General features: G+C 73.5%; 17 protein-coding genes. 6 read left to right on the top strand and 11 right to left on the bottom strand.

Features of this window, described 5'->3' with window-relative positions:
* Positions 1 to 2 precede the first annotated feature (2 nt).
* From CFP66_RS12365 to CFP66_RS12345, 5 genes are all read right to left on the bottom strand, one after another.
* Positions 3 to 1,430, bottom strand: a complete 1,428-nt coding sequence (locus CFP66_RS12365) for an MFS transporter (protein ID WP_233159408.1) — start codon at positions 1,428 to 1,430, stop codon at positions 3 to 5.
* A 218-nt stretch (positions 1,431 to 1,648) separates the two neighbouring features.
* Complete coding sequence (locus tag CFP66_RS12360) at positions 1,649 to 2,764, bottom strand: acyl-CoA dehydrogenase family protein (protein WP_094923226.1); 1,116 nt, start codon at positions 2,762 to 2,764, stop codon at positions 1,649 to 1,651.
* A gap of 12 nt (positions 2,765 to 2,776) precedes the next feature.
* On the bottom strand, positions 2,777 to 3,655 hold the full coding sequence (locus CFP66_RS12355) for an SDR family NAD(P)-dependent oxidoreductase (protein ID WP_094923224.1): 879 nt from the start codon (positions 3,653 to 3,655) through the stop codon (positions 2,777 to 2,779).
* A gap of 100 nt (positions 3,656 to 3,755) precedes the next feature.
* Entirely contained in the window at positions 3,756 to 4,982 is a 1,227-nt protein-coding gene (locus tag CFP66_RS12350; protein ID WP_094923223.1) for an acyl-CoA dehydrogenase family protein, read from the bottom strand.
* Positions 4,983 to 7,223: an acetate--CoA ligase family protein gene (locus CFP66_RS12345; protein ID WP_094923221.1), complete on the bottom strand. Its 2,241-nt coding sequence runs from the start codon at positions 7,221 to 7,223 to the stop codon at positions 4,983 to 4,985.
* 155 nt (positions 7,224 to 7,378) lie between these two features.
* Here CFP66_RS12345 and CFP66_RS12340 point away from each other — a divergent pair, with 155 nt between their 5' ends.
* The 6 genes from CFP66_RS12340 (at position 7,379) to CFP66_RS12315 (ending at position 11,820) form a co-directional block, all read left to right on the top strand.
* A complete protein-coding gene (locus tag CFP66_RS12340) occupies positions 7,379 to 8,227 on the top strand; it encodes a MaoC/PaaZ C-terminal domain-containing protein (RefSeq protein WP_094923220.1) in 849 nt (282 codons plus the stop codon).
* Positions 8,228 to 8,243: 16 nt separating this feature from the next.
* Complete coding sequence (locus CFP66_RS12335) at positions 8,244 to 9,428, top strand: hypothetical protein (RefSeq protein ID WP_094923218.1); 1,185 nt, start codon at positions 8,244 to 8,246, stop codon at positions 9,426 to 9,428.
* A gap of 1 nt (position 9,429) precedes the next feature.
* Positions 9,430 to 9,825 (top strand): Zn-ribbon domain-containing OB-fold protein, encoded by a 396-nt coding sequence (locus CFP66_RS12330; RefSeq protein WP_094923217.1) that lies wholly within the window; start codon positions 9,430 to 9,432, stop codon positions 9,823 to 9,825.
* Between the two features lie 57 nt (positions 9,826 to 9,882).
* Complete coding sequence (locus CFP66_RS12325; RefSeq protein ID WP_198961405.1) at positions 9,883 to 10,524, top strand: TetR/AcrR family transcriptional regulator; 642 nt, start codon at positions 9,883 to 9,885, stop codon at positions 10,522 to 10,524.
* A 91-nt stretch (positions 10,525 to 10,615) separates the two neighbouring features.
* Entirely contained in the window at positions 10,616 to 11,218 is a 603-nt protein-coding gene (locus tag CFP66_RS12320; RefSeq protein ID WP_233159371.1) for an HNH endonuclease, read from the top strand.
* Positions 11,219 to 11,295: 77 nt separating this feature from the next.
* Entirely contained in the window at positions 11,296 to 11,820 is a 525-nt protein-coding gene (locus tag CFP66_RS12315) for a carbonic anhydrase (RefSeq protein ID WP_094923212.1), read from the top strand.
* A gap of 9 nt (positions 11,821 to 11,829) precedes the next feature.
* Here CFP66_RS12315 and CFP66_RS12310 read toward each other — a convergent pair whose 3' ends face one another.
* The 6 genes from CFP66_RS12310 to CFP66_RS12285 are packed head-to-tail and all read right to left on the bottom strand — an operon-like array spanning position 11,830 to position 18,919.
* A complete protein-coding gene (locus CFP66_RS12310) occupies positions 11,830 to 13,374 on the bottom strand; it encodes an NADH-quinone oxidoreductase subunit C (RefSeq protein ID WP_094923210.1) in 1,545 nt (514 codons plus the stop codon).
* Positions 13,371 to 14,849: a proton-conducting transporter membrane subunit gene (locus CFP66_RS12305; RefSeq protein ID WP_094923209.1), complete on the bottom strand. Its 1,479-nt coding sequence runs from the start codon at positions 14,847 to 14,849 to the stop codon at positions 13,371 to 13,373. Before CFP66_RS12305 ends, CFP66_RS12310 begins: the two co-directional genes overlap by 4 nt.
* The gene (locus tag CFP66_RS12300) at positions 14,849 to 15,508 is read right to left on the bottom strand and encodes a hypothetical protein (RefSeq protein WP_094923207.1); all 660 of its coding nucleotides are present in this window, start codon (positions 15,506 to 15,508) and stop codon (positions 14,849 to 14,851) included. Before CFP66_RS12300 ends, CFP66_RS12305 begins: the two co-directional genes overlap by 1 nt.
* 11 nt (positions 15,509 to 15,519) lie before the next feature.
* Positions 15,520 to 16,467: a respiratory chain complex I subunit 1 family protein gene (locus tag CFP66_RS12295; protein ID WP_094923206.1), complete on the bottom strand. Its 948-nt coding sequence runs from the start codon at positions 16,465 to 16,467 to the stop codon at positions 15,520 to 15,522.
* Entirely contained in the window at positions 16,464 to 18,476 is a 2,013-nt protein-coding gene (locus CFP66_RS12290; protein ID WP_094923204.1) for a proton-conducting transporter membrane subunit, read from the bottom strand. The genes CFP66_RS12295 and CFP66_RS12290 overlap by 4 nt, the downstream gene beginning before the upstream one ends.
* Positions 18,473 to 18,919: an NADH-quinone oxidoreductase subunit B family protein gene (locus CFP66_RS12285; protein ID WP_233159370.1), complete on the bottom strand. Its 447-nt coding sequence runs from the start codon at positions 18,917 to 18,919 to the stop codon at positions 18,473 to 18,475. The genes CFP66_RS12290 and CFP66_RS12285 overlap by 4 nt, the downstream gene beginning before the upstream one ends.
* Between the last annotated feature and the right edge of the window lie 78 nt (positions 18,920 to 18,997).

The following is an 18,997-nucleotide window of genomic DNA, read 5'->3' as shown; positions in this document are numbered from 1 at the left end:
ACTCATCCCTCCACATCGGTCACCGCGGCACGCGAGCCGGGGACGTCCCGACCCACCTGCCGTCCCACCAGCGACGCCAGCACGCACAGCACCGACATCACCGCCATCAGTCCGAACGTCCACCGGAAGCCCGCGATCAGGCCGTCGAGGGCATCGGGGGAGACCCGCGAGAGCGAGCCCTCGAGCACGTGCGCGCGCAGGTCGGGCGGCAGCGGCAGGCCGATCAGCATCAGGGAGACGGCGGTGCTGATCGTCACGCCGCAGCTCTGCGCCATCAGCCGGACCGCGTTGGTGATGCCCAGCCGGTCGGGGCGCACGTCCTGCAGCATCGCGGTGCTGTTGGCAGGCACGAACGCTCCGGATCCCAGCCCGATCACCACGACGGCGGTGATGAGCAGCGGGTAGGGCGTGTCGACGTCGATCACGACCAGCAGCAGCACCAGCCCGGCGAGCGAGACGGTGGACGCCACCGCCGCGACCGTGCGCGCCCGAACCCACCGCAGCACCAGCCCCGCGCCGGGCGCGGAGATGATCGAGGCGACCGCGATGGGCAGCACCTTCAGCCCGGCCTCGCCCGGGGTGTCGCCCTGCACGGCCTGGAAGTACAGGCCCATCAGCAGCACCACGGCGAAGCGCGACATCGTGCCGAGGAACCCGGCGAGCACCCCGATCCCGACGACCGGTTCCCGGAACAGCGCCAGGTCCACGACGGGCGCCGACACCCGCTTCTCCACCAGCAGGAACACCGGAACCGCCACGAGGAACGCCACGGCGCCGCCGACGACCAGCGGGTGCAACCAGTCGCCCGAGCCGCCCTGGGACAGCGCGACGAGCAGCCCGCCGAGGCCGAGCACCACCAGCAGGTTGCCCGCCGGGTCCAGCCGCAGCGGCGCGCCCGAGCGCGGCACCCGCTCCATCACCCGCAGGCCCCACAGCAGGCAGACGATGCCGACGGGCACGTTGAGCAGCAGGGTCGCGCGCCAGCCCCACTCCGTGGTGACGACGCCGCCGACCGTCGGCCCGAGCATCTGGGCCAGCGAGAACGACGCCATGTAGATGCCCAGGCCCTGCCCGAGCATCCGGCGCGGGAACGCGGCCGTCACCAGCGCGGCGCTGTTGGTCATCAGCATGGCCGCGCCTGCGGCCTGCAGCACCCGGCACGCGATGAGCGTCCCGGCGTCGGGGGCCGCCCCGGCCAGCAGGCTGGCCGCGGTGAACAGCCCGACGCCGGTGAGGTACATCGTGCGCCGGCCGAACACGTCCGCCAGCCGGCCGAAGAAGATCAGCAGCGTGACGTGGGTGAGCTGGAACGACAGCAGGATCCAGCTCGCGGCCACCGGCCCGGCGTCGAGCCCGGAGACGATCGCCGGCAGCGCGATGTTGAGCGAGCTGTTGTTGATCCCGCTCATCAAGGAGGCGAGGCAGACCACGGACAGCAACCGCCAGGCATACCGGGTTGAATTGCCTCCGCTCCGCTCCGGCGGGCTTGCGGGCCCTTGATGACGCCGGCCCGCTCCTCCGGTGCTCGGTCGCTCGTTCCTCGCTCCCTGCGCTCCTCCCCCGCGGGCCGGCGTCGGCCCGCAAGCTGTTGCCTGCGTGCCTTCCGGGCAACTCTTCGTCGGCCGCCTTGCGTTCCCGGCTGCCCCGGTCACACCCCGATCGCGTCGGCCAGCCTTGCGCGGTGCCAGGACGGGTCGCCCAACCACAGCCGCGTGGCCTCGGCGCGCTTGAGGTGCAGGTGCGCGTCGTGCTCCCAGGTGAAGCCGATGCCGCCGTGGATCTGGATGTTCTCGGCGGCGGCGTGGAAGTACGCGTCGGAGCAGTAGGCCTTGGCCAGGCTCGCGACGGCCGGCACCTCGTCGGAGTCGGCGGCCACCGCCCAGGCGCCGTAGTACGCGGCCGCGCGGGCCGATTCGACCTTGGCCATCATGTCCGCGGCCTTGTGCTTGATCGCCTGGAACGAGCCGATCACCCGCCCGAACTGGACGCGCTGCTTCGCGTACGCCACGGCCATGTCCAGCGCCGCCTGCGCGCCGCCGACCTGCTCCAGCGCGAGCGCCACCGCGGCCTTGTGCAGCGTGTGCTGCACGGTCCGGCCGGCCGCGCCGTCGGCGCCGACGAGCCGGGCCGCCGCGCCGTCGAGCTCGAGGTGGGCGAGCGGGCGGGTCTGGTCCAGCGTGGGGACGGCCGTGCGGGTGAGGCCCGCCGCTCCGGCGTCCACGGCGAAGAGCGAGAGCCCGGCGTCGGTGCGCGCCACCACCAGCAGGAGGTCGGCGAGCGCCCCGTCGGGCACGTAGCTCTTGGCCCCGTGCAGGGTCCAGGTCGGGCCGGACGCCCGCGCGGTGGCGGCCGTCGCCTCCAGCTCCCACGCCCCGCCGGCCTCGGTGACGGCGAGCGTGGCGATCGTGGTGCCGTCGGCGATGCCGGGCAGCAGGTCCTTGGCCGCCTCGTCGTCGGCGGCGTCGAGGATGGCGGACACGGCGAGCACGGCCGTCGCGAAGAACGGGCCCGGCAGCACCGCGCGGCCCATCTCCTCGGCCACCACCGCGAGCTCGACGAAGCCCGCGCCGCTGCCGCCGTGCTCCTCGGGCACCATCAGCCCCTGCAGACCCAGCTCCTCGGCCATCCGGCGCCACAGCGCCGGGTCGTGCGCGTCGGGCGTGTCCATCAGCGTGCGGACCGTCGCGAGCGGCACCTCGTTCTCCAGGAACCGGCGCACGGAGCGGCGCAGGTCCTCCTGCTCGGTGTCGAACACCAGCTGCATGGCTGCCTCCTGCTAACTGACGGCGGGCTTGAAGACGCGTTCGACCAGGTCGGCGAGCCGATCGGGCTCCCACGGGCCGTTCGAGACGACGTGCCGGATCGGCTCGGGCTTGTTCATCAGGTGCACCTCGTAGCCGCGGGCGCCGATGACCTGGCCGGTGAGCCAGTCCGACGCCGTGCTCGCCAGGTACGCGACGATCGGGGCGATGTTGTCGGGCGAGCGCTCGTCGTCGGACGGGAGCGTGCCGCGCTGCCGTTCGGTGGGGATGGACGCGATCATCCGGGTGGCGGCGCCGGGGGAGATCGCGTTGGCGGTGACGCCGTACTTGGCCAGCGCGTTCGCGCACGAATACGTGAGCCCGACGATGCCCATCTTCGCCGCGGCGTAGTTGGGCTGGCCGGGCGCGCCGTACAGCCCCGACACCGACGTGAAGTTGATCAGCCGGTAGTGCCCCTCGGCGTTGCGCTGCTCGCGCCAGTACGCCGATGCCGGCTTCGTGGTGGAGAAGTGCCCCTTGAGGTGGACGCGGATGACGTCGTCCCACTCCTGCTCGGCCAGGTTGAAGATCATCCGGTCGCGCAGGATGCCGGCCACGTTGACCAGGACGTCGAGCGCGCCGAACTTGTCGACGGCCGTGCGGACGAGCCGCTCGCCGACCTCCGGGTCGGACACGTCGCCGCCGTCGGACACCGCGGTACCGCCCGCATCGGTGATCTCCTGCGCGACGATCGCCGCGGGCCCGGTGTCGGCGCCACTGCCGTCCACCTCGGCGCCGAGGTCGTTGACGACGACCGCGGCCCCCTCGGCCGCGAGCAGCCGAGCGATCCCGGCCCCGATCCCCCGCCCGGCCCCGGTGACGACGGCAACCCGCCCGTCAAGCCGCCCACTCATCGCACACCCTCCCCGCCGCTTCGAAGTTCAGGAAAGCCACTTTGCTGCCCTGGCGGTTCATGAATGTGGCTTTCCTGAACCGTCCCTGAGGTCCGCTCGCTCACTTGACCCCTCCTGCCACCGGCTCGCGGGGCAGGCCCAGCGCCCGCTCCGCGATGATGTTGCGCTGGATCTCGCTGGTGCCGGAGAAGATCGTTCCGGCTCGGCTGGCCAGGAACACGCCCTGCCAGTGGCTCGTGCGGTAGCCCTCGCCCTCGGGGCGCACGAGCGCCTCCGCGCCGAGCAGCTCCGCGGCGATCTCGCCGACGCGCCGCTCGTACTCGCTCCAGAACAGCTTCGCGATCGACGCCTCCGGCCCCGGCTCGCGGCCCTCGGCCAGCTGCGCCATCAGCCGCATGCCCTGGTAGCGCATGATCTCGACGTGCGTGTGGCACCACGCGAGCTCGTCGCGGATCGCGGGGTCGCGGTCGCGGCCCTGCTTGCGGGCCAGGTCGACCAACGCCTCGAACTGGCGGCGGTAGCGCAGGTGGGCGGTGGTGGCGCTGCCCCCGCGCTCGTGCCCGAGGGTGGTCATCGCGACGCGCCAGCCGTTGTTCAGCCCGCCGATGACGTTGAACAGCGGCGCGCGGGCGCCGTCGATGAACTCCTCGCCGAACTCGGCGGAGCCGGTGAGCTGCTTGAGCGGGCGCGCGTCGATGTTGTTGTCCCGCATCGGCAGCAGCACGTAGGACAGGCCCTTGTGCTTGGGCGCCTCGGGGTCCGTCCGGCACAGGACGAAGATCATGTTGGCCCGGTAGAACCCGGACGTCCACACCTTCTGCCCGGTGACCACGACCTCGTCGCCGACGATCTGCCCGCGCGTCTGCACGCCGCCCAGGTCGGAGCCCTGCTCGGGCTCGGAGAAGCCCTGGCAGTACACGTCCTCGGCGCTGATGATCCGCGGCAGGAAGTGCTTCTGCTGCTCCTCGGTGCCGTGCACCATGATCGACGGTCCGACCATGTTCTCGCCGAACCCGCGCCGGATCCGCGGGAGGCCTGCGCGCACCAGCTCCTCGCTGTAGATCGCGTTCTGGACGGGCCCGAGACCGCGGCCGCCGAAGCGCTCGGGCCACTGCGCGCAGATCCACCCGTCGTCGAGCAGGGCCTGCGTCCACTCCGCGTAGCGCGGGTCGTCCTCCGCGCGCTCGAACGCCGCGCGGTCCCCGCCGGTCATCGGCGGCGAGTTCCAGTCCACCAGCTCCGCGAGGCCCTTCGGCGCGTTCCGGGCGATCCACTCCCGGATCTCGCGCCGGAAGGCCTCCGCCTCCGGTCCGAGGTCGAGTTCCATTCAGTTCCCTCCCGATTCCCGCGGGCCAGTCACCACGAGCACGTCGAGCGCCTCGACGTCGCCGCCGTCGACGCGCAAGGGGTTGATCTCCAGCGTCTGCAGTGCGGGCCCGAGCCCGGCCGCCGCGGTGGCGACGCCCGCGACCACCTCGGCCACGCGGTCCAGGTCGGCGGGCCGGGTGCCGCGGGCCCCGCCGAGCACGGCCGCGCCACGCAGCTCGCCGAGCATGCGGCGCACCTGCGCGGGATCCACCGGCAGCAGCCGCAGCGCGACGTCGTGCAGGACCTCGATGAACACGCCGCCGAGCCCGACCGCGAGCACCGGACCGAACGACGGGTCCACCGTGACGCCCACGAAGAGCTCCGTCGCGGGCGCGCGCATGGGGCTGACGAGCACGCCGTCGATCGCGGACGTCGCTGCCCGCCCTGCCGCCAGCACCCGCCCGAAGGCCTCGCGCACCTCGTCGGCGCCGGACACCCCGAGCGCGACGCCGCCGATGTCGCTCTTGTGCGTGATCTCGGCCGAGCAGATCTTGAGCGCGACCGGCCCGCCGAACGCCAGCGCGGCGGCGACGGCCGAGTCGGCGTCGGTGACCAGCTCGGCGGGCACGAGAGGCACCCCGGCAGACGCGAGGAACTCGCGCCCAAGCGCCTCGGCCCAAGGCCCGTCCCGCATGTCAGCAAAGCCACTTTCCTGACGTGTGGTGGCAGGAAAGTGGCTTTGCTGACATCCCTGGGCCTTCGTCTCGTGCCAGGTCAGCGCGTGGCCTATCGCCGTCAAGCCGAACTCGATCCCTCCCAGCGCGTGCAGCCCGTGGCGGTCCAGCAACGACTGCGCGTAGGGCGAGAGGTCGGTGCAGGCGGCGGTGAAGTTGACGACCGGCACGCGGGAGCGCTCGCTCGTGGCGGCGATCGCGGCCACCCGCTGATCCACGATCGACGGGTCCGGAGGCTCGGCCTGGGGCAGGGCGAGCATGTTGAACACGAAGTCGACGCCCGGGTCGTCCACCACGGCGTTGAGCGCGACGTCGCCGAGGGTCGACTGCGCGGACCCGCGGTCGGCGAGGATGACACCGGTGACGTCGAGCGGGTTCTGCGCCGCCGCGAACGGCGGGAGCACCTCGCGCAGTGCGGCCGTCGTGGCCGGTGCGAACTCGACGATCTCCACACCCTCGTCGGTGCTGCGGTCGGCGATGATGTCGCAGGCCCCGCCGGACGCGGTGACCACGCCGACCCGGCGCCCGCGCGGTACCTGCCCCGAGCCCATGAGCCCGCACGTGACCAGTAGTTCCTCGAGGCTGCGGACCCGGATCACCCCGTACTGGCGGAACGCGGCGTCGACCACGGCGTCGTCGCCGGCCAGCGCACCGGTGTGGGCCAGCGCGGTGCGCTGCCCGGCCTCGGTGCGCCCGACCTTGAGCGCGACGATCGGCTTGCCCGCGGCCATCGCGGCCGCCGCCAGCTCGATGAAGCGCGGCGCGTCGCGCACCGACTCCAGGAACAGGCCGATGACCTGGCAGTCGTCGTCGGCGATGAGGTGCTCGACGACGTCGGCGGTGGTGATCACGGCCTCGTTGCCCATCGAGGTGAGCAGGCTGATGCCCACCTGGTGGACGCGCGCGAACGCGAGCACGTTGCTGGTGAGCGCGCCGCTCTGCAGCACGATGCCGACCGGCCCGCGGCGCAGCGGCGGCACGATGCCCAGGCCGAACGGCGCCACCGAGCCCGCCGCGTTCACGAAGCCGAGGCAGTTGGGGCCCAGCAACGTGATGTCCAGGGCCACGGCCTGCTCGACGAGCCGGCGTTCGAGCTCGCGGCCCTGCGCGTCGCCGCCGTCGCCGTAGCCGGAGGCGAGCACCACCGCGTTGCGGACGCCGGCGGCCGCCGCGTCCTCGAGCACGCTCTCCACCGCGTGCGTGGGGGCGAAGACGTAGGCGAGGTCGACGGGCTCGTCGAGCGCGCGCAGGCTCGGCACGGTGGGCAGGTCGAAGGCCGTGGGGCGCTTCGGGTGGACGGGGCGCAGGGCCCCGGTGAAGCCCGCGGTGCGCAGGCTGTCGACCACGAAGCGGCCCCAGCCCGAGCTGTCCGACGCCCCGACGAGCGCGATGCTGCGGGGCGCGTAGAACTCCCGGAGCCGCTCGGGGGTGGCCAGTCGCCTGCGTGCCGTGGCGAGGTCGAGCGGGTCTGGCGGGGCTTGCGGCCCCGCGGCGTCGAGCGTCACTGATCGAGTCGGCTGCGCCATCGGATCCTCCCCGGGCGTCGACTGAATCGACGTCCTAGAACCGGATTCGACTATGAGCGCAAGGGTCGCGCCGTGTCAACGGCTTGACATGGCCGTGCTGCGGGGCCAACTCTGTCCTAGAACCGCATTCCAAATCACGGGATGGGAGAGCAGCGATGGCGCTGGACCACGACCTCGTGGGAGTGGCCTCCGAACCCGTCGAGCGCAGCTGGCGCGCCGACGACGTGATCCTCTACGCGCTCGGCGTCGGGGCCGGGTCGCAGGACCCCACCGATGAGCTCGCCTTCACCACCGAGAACACGGCCGGTGTCGAGCTGCGGGTGCTGCCGACGTTCGCGGTGCTGGCGGCGCAGGCCCGCACCGGGCGCAAGCTCGGCGACTTCGACCCGGCCAAGCTCGTGCACGCCGAGCAGGCGTTCGAGCTGCACGCGCCGCTGCCCGTCGACGGTCGGGTGCAGGTGGTCTCCACCGTCACCGGCATCGCCGACAAGGGCAGCGGTGCGCTCGTCACCACCGAGAACACCGCGGCCGACGCCGAGACCGGAAAACCGCTGGTCACCGCGCGCAGCGGGGCGTTCATCCGCGGCGAGGGCGGGTTCGGGCGCTCCGGTTCGGGCAGCGATCCCTGGACGCTGCCCGAGCGCGAGCCCGACGCGCAGGTGCGCTACCCGACGCGCCCGGAGCAGGCGCTGGTCTACCGCCTGTCCGGCGACCGCAACCCGCTGCACGCCGATCCCGCGTTCGCCGCCCGCGGCGGGTTCGACCGGCCGATCCTGCACGGGCTGTGCACCTACGGCTTCACCGGCCGCGCCCTGCTGCACGCGCTGTGCGGCTCGGACCCGGACCGCTTCGACGCGATGTCGGGGCGGTTCAGCCGGCCCGTCCTGCCCGGGGACGAGCTCGTCGTCTCGATCTGGCGCGACGAGCCGGGCACCGCGCTCTTCCGCACCGCCACCGCCGACGGCCGGGTCGTGATCGACCGCGGTCGCGTCCGGTTCCACTAGAAGCAGGAGGCAGGAGATGGCAGCGCGCGCCGCCGCGATCGTCGGGATCCACGAGCTCGCCTCGCGGCGGGTCGACGGCATGAGCAAGTGGCAGATCAAAGCCGAGTGCGCCGCCCGCGCGCTCGCGGACGCCGGGCTGACGTTCGCCGACGTCGACGCCGTCTACGACGCGGGGGAGACCGGCCCGATGGCCGGCATCGCGGTGCCGGAGTACCTCGGGATCTCCCCGCGGCTGGTCGACACCACCGGTGTGGGCGGCAGCTCCTACGAGTTCCACGCCGCGCACGCCGCCCGCGACATCGCCGCCGGGCGGGCGCGCGTGGCGCTGCTGACCTACGGGTCCACGGCGAAGAGCGAGTCGCGCGCCATCGGCACCGGCGCGCGCCCACCGGGTGACCCGGCACCGGCGAGCAACATGGAGACGCCCTACGGGCTGCCGCTGATCGGCAACTACGCCCTGGTGGCGCAGCGGCACATGCACGAGTACGGCACCACGCCCGAGCAGCTCGCCGAGGTCGCGGTCACCACGCGCGCGCACGCCGTGCGCAACCCCGAGGCCGTCGCCGGGCTCGCCGCCCTGGGCATCAGGAACAGCGGCGAGATCACCGTGGAGGACGTGCTCGGCTCGCGGATGGTGGCCGACCCGCTGCACCTGCTGGACTGCTGCCTCGTCTCCGACGGCGGCGGCGCGGTCGTGATCGCTGCGGCCGACGTGGCGGCGGACTGCCGCACGTCGCCGGTGTGGATCCTCGGCTCCGGCGAGGCCGTCGGCTACCCGGGCAACACCCGCGACATCACCACGAGCGCGGCCGCCCGGTCCGGACCGCCCGCATTCGCCGAGGCCGGCATTCGGCCCGAGGACGTCGACATCGCGATGATCTACGACTCGTTCACGATCACCGTGCTCACGCTGCTGGAGGACCTCGGGTTCGCGAAGAAGGGCGAGGGCGGCCCGTACGTCGAGGGCGGGCGGCTGCGGTTCGACCGGCCGGGCGCGCCCGCGCTCAACACCGACGGCGGCGGGCTCTCGTCCAACCACCCCGGCATGCGCGGCATCTTCCTGCTGACCGAGGCGGCGCGGCAGCTGCGCGGGGAGTCGACCTCGCAGGTGGACGGGGCCCGCACCGCCGTCGCCCACGGCAACGGCGGCCTGCTCGGCACCCGCCACGCCGCCGCGACCGTCGTACTGGGGAGGGACTGACATGACCGACACCCGACCGCTGCCGGTGCTCACCGAGCCCGACACCGCGGAGTTCTGGACGGCGTGCGGCGAGCACCGCCTCACCTACGGCACAGGTCCGGACGGGGAGGTCGTCTTCTTCCCGCGCCGGGTGGAGGGCGGGCAGACGCGCGAGTCGGCGGGCCGCGGCGTCGTCTACACGTTCACCGTGGTGCGCCGGCACGGGCACCCGTTCTTCCGCGCGCACGCTCCTTACGTGGTGGCCTACGTGGACCTCGACGAGGGGTTCCGGATGCTCGCCGAGGTCGACGCCGACCCGGACGCCGTGCGCGTCGGGATGCGGGTCGAGATCGGCTGGGAGGACCACGGGGAGACCGCCGTCCCGGTCTTCCGACCCGCCGATACCGTGGCTACGTAGGCTTGCGCGACCGGCGTCCGAGATGGGGTCCGGATGTCGAGTGATCGAGGAGGCGCCGTGACAGCGCGCAGCGGCGGCCGCAGCGCCGGCCGGCAGTGGAGCACCACCGAGCAGACCCGCATCCAGTTCCTGGACGCGGCCCGGGCCGTGTTCGCGCGGCGCGGCTTCGCGGAGGCGAGCGTCTCCGAGGTGGTCGAGCGCGCCGGGTCGAGCGTCGGGAGCCTCTACCACCACTTCGGCGGCAAGGCCGAGCTGTTCACCGCGCTGTGGGAGCGCTACCGCGACGAGCAGCACGCCGTGGCCGCCGCCGCGGTGGCCACGGCGCGGGCCGACGGCGTCACCGACCCGTTCGCGCTGTTCGAGGCCGGGGCCCGCGCCTACCTGCAGGCCACGTGGAGCAACCGCGACCTGGTCAAGCTCGTCTACGACGGCGACACCCCGCCCGGGTTCCAGAAGCTGCTGCGCCAGAGCGGCAAGGAGTGGGTGAAGGACAACTTCCGGCTGCTCCGGGCGAGCAACAGCCCGGTGAACCGGGTGCTCGTCGCGCTGCTCACGAGCTTCATGGGCGACGCCCGCCGCGAGATCGCCTCGGCCCGCTCGGCCAAGGACGCCCAGCAGCTGGTGGACACGATGATGGACGTGCTCGTCCGCATGCGCGCCGTGATCGAGAGCGAGCTGCTCGCCGACCTGCCCGGCTGACGCGCGGAGCGCGGCACCGGTGTGTCGCCCCCTTATCACACGTGCGTAACCCGCTGCCGCTATGGTCGAATCAGCGCAGGGAGGTGGTCGCGTGAAGCATCGACAACCAGGCCCCAACGGTGCCCACCCCGATCCAGGGGAGGTGCCGGGGATCGCGCCGCACCCGAGCGTGGTCCCGACGGGGTCCCGGGTCCTGCTTCTCAACGCCACTTTCGAACCGCTCGCGGTCGTCACCGCGAAGCGCGCCGTGGTCCTGATGCTCACCGGTAAGGCCGAGTGCGTCGAGGCCGGTCTCGACGGCGCCGCCTTCCACTCGGAGAGCCTCACCCTCCCCGCGCCGTCGGTGATGCGCCTGTCCCGCTACGTGCGCGTGCCCTACCGCCGCAGCGTTCCGATGACACGCGCAGGTGTGCTCCGGCGCGACGGGCGCCGCTGCGCCTACTGCAGCAAGCGCGCCGACACCATCGACCACGTGGTGCCCCGCAGCCGCGGCGGCGCGCACACCTGGGACAACTGCGTGGCCGCCTGCCGCACCTGCAACTCCCGCAAGGCCGATCGCATGATCGAGGAGATCGGCTGGACGCTCTCCGTCGTCCCCCGCGCCCCGGACCGTGCCGCGGGCGGCATCCTCGTGCTGGCGGTGGAGCCCCTGCCGTCGTGGGAGCCGTGGCTGGGGGCCACCAGCGCGGCCTGACCGCGGCCGCGTGAATTGGCCCGCATTCCCGCGCTGTCGAGCAGCGGAACCGGCGTGCGGCGTGGTTAGTTGTCCGGGTGAGTTCCGAGGAGTTGCTGAGACGGTACGAGGCCGGGGGCGGGAAGCTCGCGGCGGCGAGCGCCGAAGGCCTCGCGGTGCCGCCCTCGCTGCGTACGGCCGTGGTGACCTGCATGGATTCGCGGATCGATACCTTCGCCCTGTTCGGCATGAACATCGGCGAGACGCACGTGCTGCGCAACGCAGGGGGCGTCGTCACCGACGACATCATCCGTTCGCTGACGATCAGCCAGCGGAAGCTGGGCACGCGCGACGTGATCCTGGTCCAGCACGCCGGCTGCGGTCTCACCATGTTCACCGACGAGGAGTTCTCCGAGGAGCTCGCCACGGAGACCGGCATGCGGCCGTCCTGGCGCACCCACGCGTTCCGGGAGCCGGCCGAGAGCGTCCGCCGTGACATCGTCCAGCTGCGTCACGACCCCTTCCTGCACCCGGACACCCGCGTGCGCGGGTTCGTGCTCGACATCGAGACGTTCGCGCTCGACGAGGTGCTCGTCGACGACGATCCGCGGACGCTGCGCTGAGCCTGCGGTTCAGAGGTCGTTGCCTGCGTAGGAGAGGTTGAAGCTCTTGTTGACCAACGGGAAGTCGGGGACGATCGCGTCGGTGAGGGCCACCGGTAGCGCCGGCCAGTTGTAGAAGCTCGGATCCACGATCTTGAGCCGGCTCACGGTGCCGTCGGGGGCGAGCTCGACGCGCTGCACGATCGTGCCGCGCCAGCCCTCGACGATGCCGACCCCCGACGCCGGTGTGCCCGTGGCCGGGGCGGCCGGCTCCGGCCGTCCGGTCGGCGGCACGTCGCCGAGGTGGTCGCCGAGGTGGTCGACGAGTGCCGTGATGATGCCGACGGACTCGCTGATCTCCTCGGCGCGCACGCGGAAGCGGGCCAGGACGTCCCCACCGGTGTGACGGGGGGCGGGCCGGGGGACGACGGCCGCGAGCGTGGGGTGGTCGTGGCGGGCGTCGACGGTCAGGCCGCTGGCACGGGCGACGTACCCGAGGGTGCCGAGATCGGTCGCCTGCTCCGCGGTGAGGACGGCCGTGCCGGTGAAGCGGTCCCGGACCACGCTGTGCCCGAGGGCGAGATCGACGACGTCGTCGACGTCGGCCGCGATCGCGGCCAGTTCGGCCGGGTCGGGCAGCCGGATCACGGAGGCACCGCCGAGGTGGACCGCCCCGCGGAGCAGCCGGTGCCCGGTGACGTGCTCGTTGAGCCGGAGCAGGCGCTCCCGGATGCGCTGGGCGTGGGCGTTGAGGATCGAGTGCCCGACGTCGTTGCACAGGGCGCCGATGTCGGTGACGTGGTTGTAGAGCCGCTCGAGCTCGAGGACGATCGCGCGCAGCCGCCGGGCGTCCTCGGGGACGGCGATCGTGAGCGCGTCCTCCACCGCCTGGCAGAACGCCAGCGTGTGGCCCGCGGTGGTGTCACCGCTGACGCGTTCGGCCACGGGGAGCGCGTCGACCGGCAGGCGCCCCTGGACGAGCTTCTCGATCCCCCGGTGGACGAACCAGAGACGCGCTTTGAGTTGGAGGATCGTCTCGCCCACCACCGAGAAACGGAAGTGTCCGGGCTCGATCATGCCGGCGTGCACCGGTCCGACCGGGATCTCGTAGACGCCGGCGCCGTCGACCGTGCGGAACGGGTAGGGGCCTTCGACGTCGCCGAAGGCCGGAGGAGGGCCGGCGTCGGCGAGCATCGGGTACCAGCCTCGCGGCCAGTGGAAGTGCCGCACCAGCCGGCGGGGCAACGGGTGCCCGTCGGGGACGATGCCGAACAGGTCGCGCATCTCGCGCTCGAACCGGCCGGCCGGGAACGACAGCGCGGCCAGGCTCGGCAGGTGTGGCAGCGCGGGGTCGAGACGCACGTGCAGCTCGGTACGACCGCCGGTCGCCGCCTCCGTGAACAGGTAGACGGCGCGCAGCCCGGCGCCGACGGGACGGTCGTCGTGACCGGCGACCAGGGCGAGCCGCGCGCCGCGGCCGAGGAGCTCGGCCGCCCGGTCGGGGAGGTCGTCGGGGGCGATGGCCGTGCTGACCTGCCCGCCCCGGGCGCCGGGGGGTGTCGAGGCGGTGGTCATGGCGCTCCGGTCAGGGTCTCGGCGGCGAGTTCGAGCAGGGTGTCGAGCGGTCCGGCGGTCGTGCCCAGTGCCGCGCACCCGAGCAGGCCGGCGATCAGCGCGGCGGCGGTCGTGCGCGGGACGCGTCGGGGCGCTGCAGCGGCTCCGGGGCCTTCCGGTGCGCTGCCGAGGAGCATGCGGCCGGTGTGGGTGACGAGGGCGGCGCCGATCACCACGACGAGTGCCAGCGCGGCGGCCGTGGCCCAGCCGATCCCGGCGGCGAAGCCCGCGCGGACGATGCCGAGCTCGCTGGCGAACAGGCTGAACGGCGGGAGGCCGAGCAGGGCGAGGATCCCGGCTCCGAAGGCCCCGGCCAGCACCGGCTGGCGCGCGGCCAGAGCTCGGATCCCGCTGATGCTGCTGGTGCCGGTGATCTGCAGGAGGCGTCCGGCGCCGAGGAACAGCACGCTCTTGGCCATGCCGTGCCCGAGGACGTGCAGCAGGACCGCCGCGGTGGCGAGCGGCCCGCCCGCGGCGGCGCCGAGGGCGAGCAGGCCCATGTGCTCGATGCTGGAGTAGGCGAGCATGCGCTTGTAGTCGCGTTGGGCGATGAGCAGCGAGGCAGCCACGAGCAGCGACGCGAGCGCCGCTGCGAGCAGCAGCGCGCGGGCGAACCCGACCCCCAGCGCGCCGTCGGAGATCACCTTCACGCGCAGGATCGCGGAGAACGCGACCGAGAGCAGCACGCCCGACATCAGGGCCGAGACCGGTGCCGGGGCCTGGCTGTGGGCGTCGGGCAGCCAGGCGTGCAACGGTGCGAGCCCGGCCTTGGCGCCGAAGCCGACGACCAGCAGCACGACGGCGACGCGGGTGACGTCGGGGTCGAGGCGCGGTGCGGCCTCCGCGAGAGCGGCCCAGTCCAGTCCGGCTCCCGTGCCCGAGTGCGCGGACGCGTGGTTGAGCAGGACGATGCCCAGCAGCGCCAGCGCGATACCGGCCGAGCAGATCACGACGTACTTCCACGCGGCCTCGACGGCCGACCGCGTGCGGCGCTGCCCGACCAGGAACGCGGTGACGATGGTGGTCGCCTCCACCGCGACCCACAGCACCCCGAGGTCGGCGGCGGTCACCGCGAGCGCCATGGCGGCGAGGAAGGCCTGCACGAGCACCGCCTGCCAGGTCGCGGTGCGGGGCCCGATCCGGCCGGCGTCGAGCTCGGCCGCCACGTGGGCGGGGGTGGCGACGGCGACGATCAGCGCGACGACGCTGATCACCAGCAGCATGAACGCGCTGACCGCGTCGATCCGCAGCACGCCCAGGGCCCGGAGCGGCCCGTCCGCGACGACGCGACCGGCCAGCAGGACCGCGGCCAGCAGGGAGAAGGCGGCCGACACCGTCGCCACCGGAGCCGTACCCGGCCGCCACCCGGCGACGGCGTGGACCACGGCCCCGAGCGCGGGGATCACGACAGGGGCGATCGCGAGCAGGGGATCCATCAGTCGCGCAACTCCCGGAGCTCGTCGAGGTCGGTGTCGCCGAACGCGTCCCGCATCCGCCCGGTGAGGAGCACCAGCACCAGCACCACCAGCAGCACGTCCAGCGCCACCCCGACCTCCACGACCAGCCCGATGCCCGACGTGGTCAGGAAGCCGGCTGCGGTGATGCCGTTGTCCATCAGCAGGAACCCGACCAGCTGGGACACCGCGTGCCGGCGGGTGACGAGGACGAGGAACCCGATCAGCACCACGGCGATCGCGATCGGCACCGCCCGGGTCGAGGGCGAGGGCGCGAGCGCCACCAGCGGTGCCGACACCGCGAGCGCCAGCAGGGTCAGTGCGGCCGCGGCCAGCAGCGACGCGGCGACGTTCAGCACCGGGCGGGTCTCCCGCCGGCCCGGTCCCGCCTCCGACAGCGCCCGGAGCAGGAGCCACGGCAGCACCGCACCACGCAGCACCAGCAGTCCGGCGGCCACCGCGGCGAGCTCGGCCGATCCTTCGTCCCACGCCAGCACGGCGACCAGCCCGGCCAGCGCCACACCCTGCAACGCGAACACGCGGACGATCACTTTGAGCTCGCGCCGCCACAGCACCAGCACCGCGGTGAGCAGCAGCGTGCCCGCCGTGATGTTCAGCAGCTCGACCGTCTGCGTGGGCATCTCGGGTCCCCTCAGACCAGGACGTACGCGGCGGTGACCGCGAGCAGGGCGAGCAGGAACGATCCGGCGAGCAGTTCGGGGACGCGGAACAGCCGGAGCTTGGCGAGGAACACCTCGGCGGCCGCCAGCGCGGCCCCGAGCAGCGCGACCTTCACGGCGAACGCCACGACCCCCACGGCCAGTGCCACCGGACCGGGCTCGGTCGCGATCCCCCAGGGCACGAACAGGGTGGCCAGCAGCCCCAGGTAGACCGACAGCCGCATGGCGGAGCCGAGCTCGATCAGCGCGAGCCGTGGACCGGCGTACTCGAGGACCATCGCCTCGTGCACCATCGTCAGCTCGAGGTGGGTCGCCGGGTTGTCCACCGGCAGCCGCCCGGTCTCGGCGACGATCACCAGCGCGAGCGCGACCGCGGCGAGCACGCCGGCCGGGGACACCAACCGGGCCGGGTCGGCCAGGGCGGAGCCGACGATGGCGGGCAGGCCGGTCGAGCCGGCCCGCACCGACAACGCGAAGATCGCCACCAGCGCGGTCGGCTCGACCAGCGCCAGGATGGTCACCTCCCGGCTCGCGCCCATCCCGCCGAACGCGGTGCCGGTATCGAGCCCGGCCAGCGCGATGACGACGGTGCCGTGGGCCAGCAACGCCACGACGACGAACAGGTCCGCGACCGCGGGCAGCGGCGACGCGACGGTGACGAACGGTGCGACGATCGCGACCACCAGCGTCATCGCCACCATCAGCACCGGGGCGACCCGGAACATCTCGCTCGTGCCCCGTGGCGTGATCGATTCCTTGCGCAGCTGTTTGCGCAGGTCCCGCCACGGCTGCCCGATGCCCGCCCCGGCCCGGCCCTCGAGCCGGGCGCGGACCTGCCGCATCAGCCCGAGCAGCAGCGGTGCGCCACCGACGATCACCACTGCCTGCAGCACCCCGCCGGCCGCACCGAGGCCGGTCACCGGGTCACCACCAGCAGGACCAGGAGCGCGCACAGCGTGGCGAAGCCGTAGCCGAGGTAGCGGTGCACGCTGCCGGTGGCCAGGCGGCGCCCGGCCCGTCCCCACGCGGCCGTCGCGGCGATCACCGGTGTGTAGAGGCGGCGCTCGATCCGGTCCGGGACGCTGCGCCGGTACGTCACCGCCGCCACCAGGTAGCGCGACTCCTGGTGATGGGTCACGTCGACGTCCTGCGTCGGGTCCAGCACGTCGTCGAACACCCGCTGCAGCGGCTCGGCGAACGACGTCGCGGTGTACTCCGTGCGCGGGGACATCGGTCCGGCGCCGCAGTCCCACAGCCGGGCCTCGCGCCGCGCCCGCCGGCCCGCCACCACCTGGAAGGCGCCGAGGACGGCTGCGATCGCCACGGCCAGTGCCACGGCCAGCAGCAGCGGCGACATCGATCCGGTCACCCCGGCGAGCTCGATCGTCATGGCGCCACGCACTGCCGGGGCCGTGTCCAGCACGGCCGCGGCCACGCCGGCCACGGCAGGTAGCGCGACGGTGGGGGCCAGTGCGAGACCGATGCAGGCCACTCCGGCCACCGCCATCCCGGCCAGCATCGAGGGGGAGCTCTCGCGCGCCGCGGCCGCCGCCCCGGTGCGGGGACGGGCCAGGAACCCCACACCGAACGCCTTGACGAACGTCGCCACCGCGAGGCCGGCCGTCAACGCCACCGCGGCGACCGCCACCGGAAGCACGATCGAGGCGGCCACGTCGAGCCCGGACGTCGGGCCGTGGACCAGCGCCTGCAACAGCACCCACTCGCTCACGAACGCGGTGCCCGGTGGCAGCGCGGACGCGGCCAACGCGCCGAGGCCGAACGCCGCCGTCGTCGCCGGCATCGCCACCCGAAGGCCGCCGAGAGCGTCGAGATCACGGGTGCCGGTCGCGTGCACCACCGACCCCGCCGCGAGGAACAGCAGCGTCTTGAACGCCGCGTGCGCCAGCACGTGCAGCAACGCCGCGGTCAACGCCAGCGCCGCGAGCACCGAAGCCCCGGCCGAGGCGTAGAGCCCGCTCGCGCCGACGCCGACCAGCACCAAGCCCATGTTCTCGGTGGTCGAGTACCCCAGCAGCCGCTTGAGGTCGGTGCGGACCGCGGCCTGCAGGATCCCGTACACCGCGGAGACGGCCCCCAGCACCAGCACCAGCTGCCACCACCACCGCGCACCGCCGCCGAGCAGGTCGACACCCACCCGCACGATCCCGTAGACGCCCAGGTTGACCATCGCCGCGGACATCAGGGCCGACACGTGGCTCGGCGCTTCCGGGTGCGCCCGTGGCAGCCAGGCGTGCAGCGGCAGGATCCCCGCCTTGGACCCGAACCCGACCAGGCACAGCACGAAACCCAGCCCGGCGACCGCCGGTGGCGGTTCCGCGTCCCGAAGGGCGCCGAACGAGTCGCCGGCCGCGGACGTGACCAGCACGAGCAGTCCGACCAGGATCGCGACGAAACCGATGTGGGTCATCACGGCGTACCAGCGGCCCGCCGAAGCCGCCTCCGCGCGGCGCCCGTGCTCGGCCAGCACGAGCACCAGCGATGTCAGCGCCATGAGTTCCCAGCACACCAGCAACGTGCCGACGCTCCCGGCGGCCGGCACCAGCAGCATCGACAGCACGAACAGCGGCAGAGTGGCCTGGACGGCCCTGCCGCTCAGGGCGTGCCGGGAGTACCCGATCCCGTACACCCCGGCGGCCACGGCGACGGCTCCGGCGACGGCGAGGAACACCCCGCTCAGGCCGTCGACCGCGAGCTCCACGCCGGCGAGCGGCAGCAGCCCGGGCAGTGCCACCGACCACGCCCGGCCGCCCATCGCGGCCACTCCGGCGACGGCCCCGAGCACCCCGACCGCCACCACGCCCGCGCCGGTGACGGTGGACCGGACCGCGCGCGGTACGGCGACCGCCGCCGCCGCGGCGCCGAGCCCGACGACGACCGCGGCGACGAGCCCCGCCTGCACCGGGTTCATCGGCCGGTCAACGTCCGCAGCGCCTCGACGACCGCTTCCGGGCGCGGCGGGCAGCCGGCCACCTCGAGATCGACCGGGACGACGTCGCGCACCGCCCCCGCCACGCCGTACGCCCCGGCGAACACCCCGCAGTTGCGGGCGCAGTCACCCACGGCCACGACCACACGCGGTTGCGGCACCGCCTCGAAGGTCCGCCGCAACGGCTCGGCCATGTTGCGCGTCACCGGGCCGGTGACCAGCAGCGCGTCCGCGTGCCGCGGTGATGCCACCAGCCGCGCCCCGTACCGCTCCGCGTCGTACACCGGCCCGAAAGCCGACCCGATCTCCACCTCGCAGCCGTTGCACGACCCCGCGTCCACGTGCCGCACCTGCACCGAGCCCGACAACGCCGCCGCAGCGGGCGGCGGGGGCGCCGCCGGAGCCGGTGGCGCGGGTTCGGCCACCCGCCCGACAGCGCGAATCTTGCGCCACAACCCCACCACAAGCACTCCAGTCCGTGGAATCCGCAGATCGGCGCCCGA

The sequence above is a fragment of the Pseudonocardia sp. MH-G8 genome (assembly GCF_002262885.1).
GTDB lineage: Bacteria > Actinomycetota > Actinomycetes > Mycobacteriales > Pseudonocardiaceae > Pseudonocardia.
This window is presented reverse-complemented; position numbering and strand designations above follow the sequence as displayed.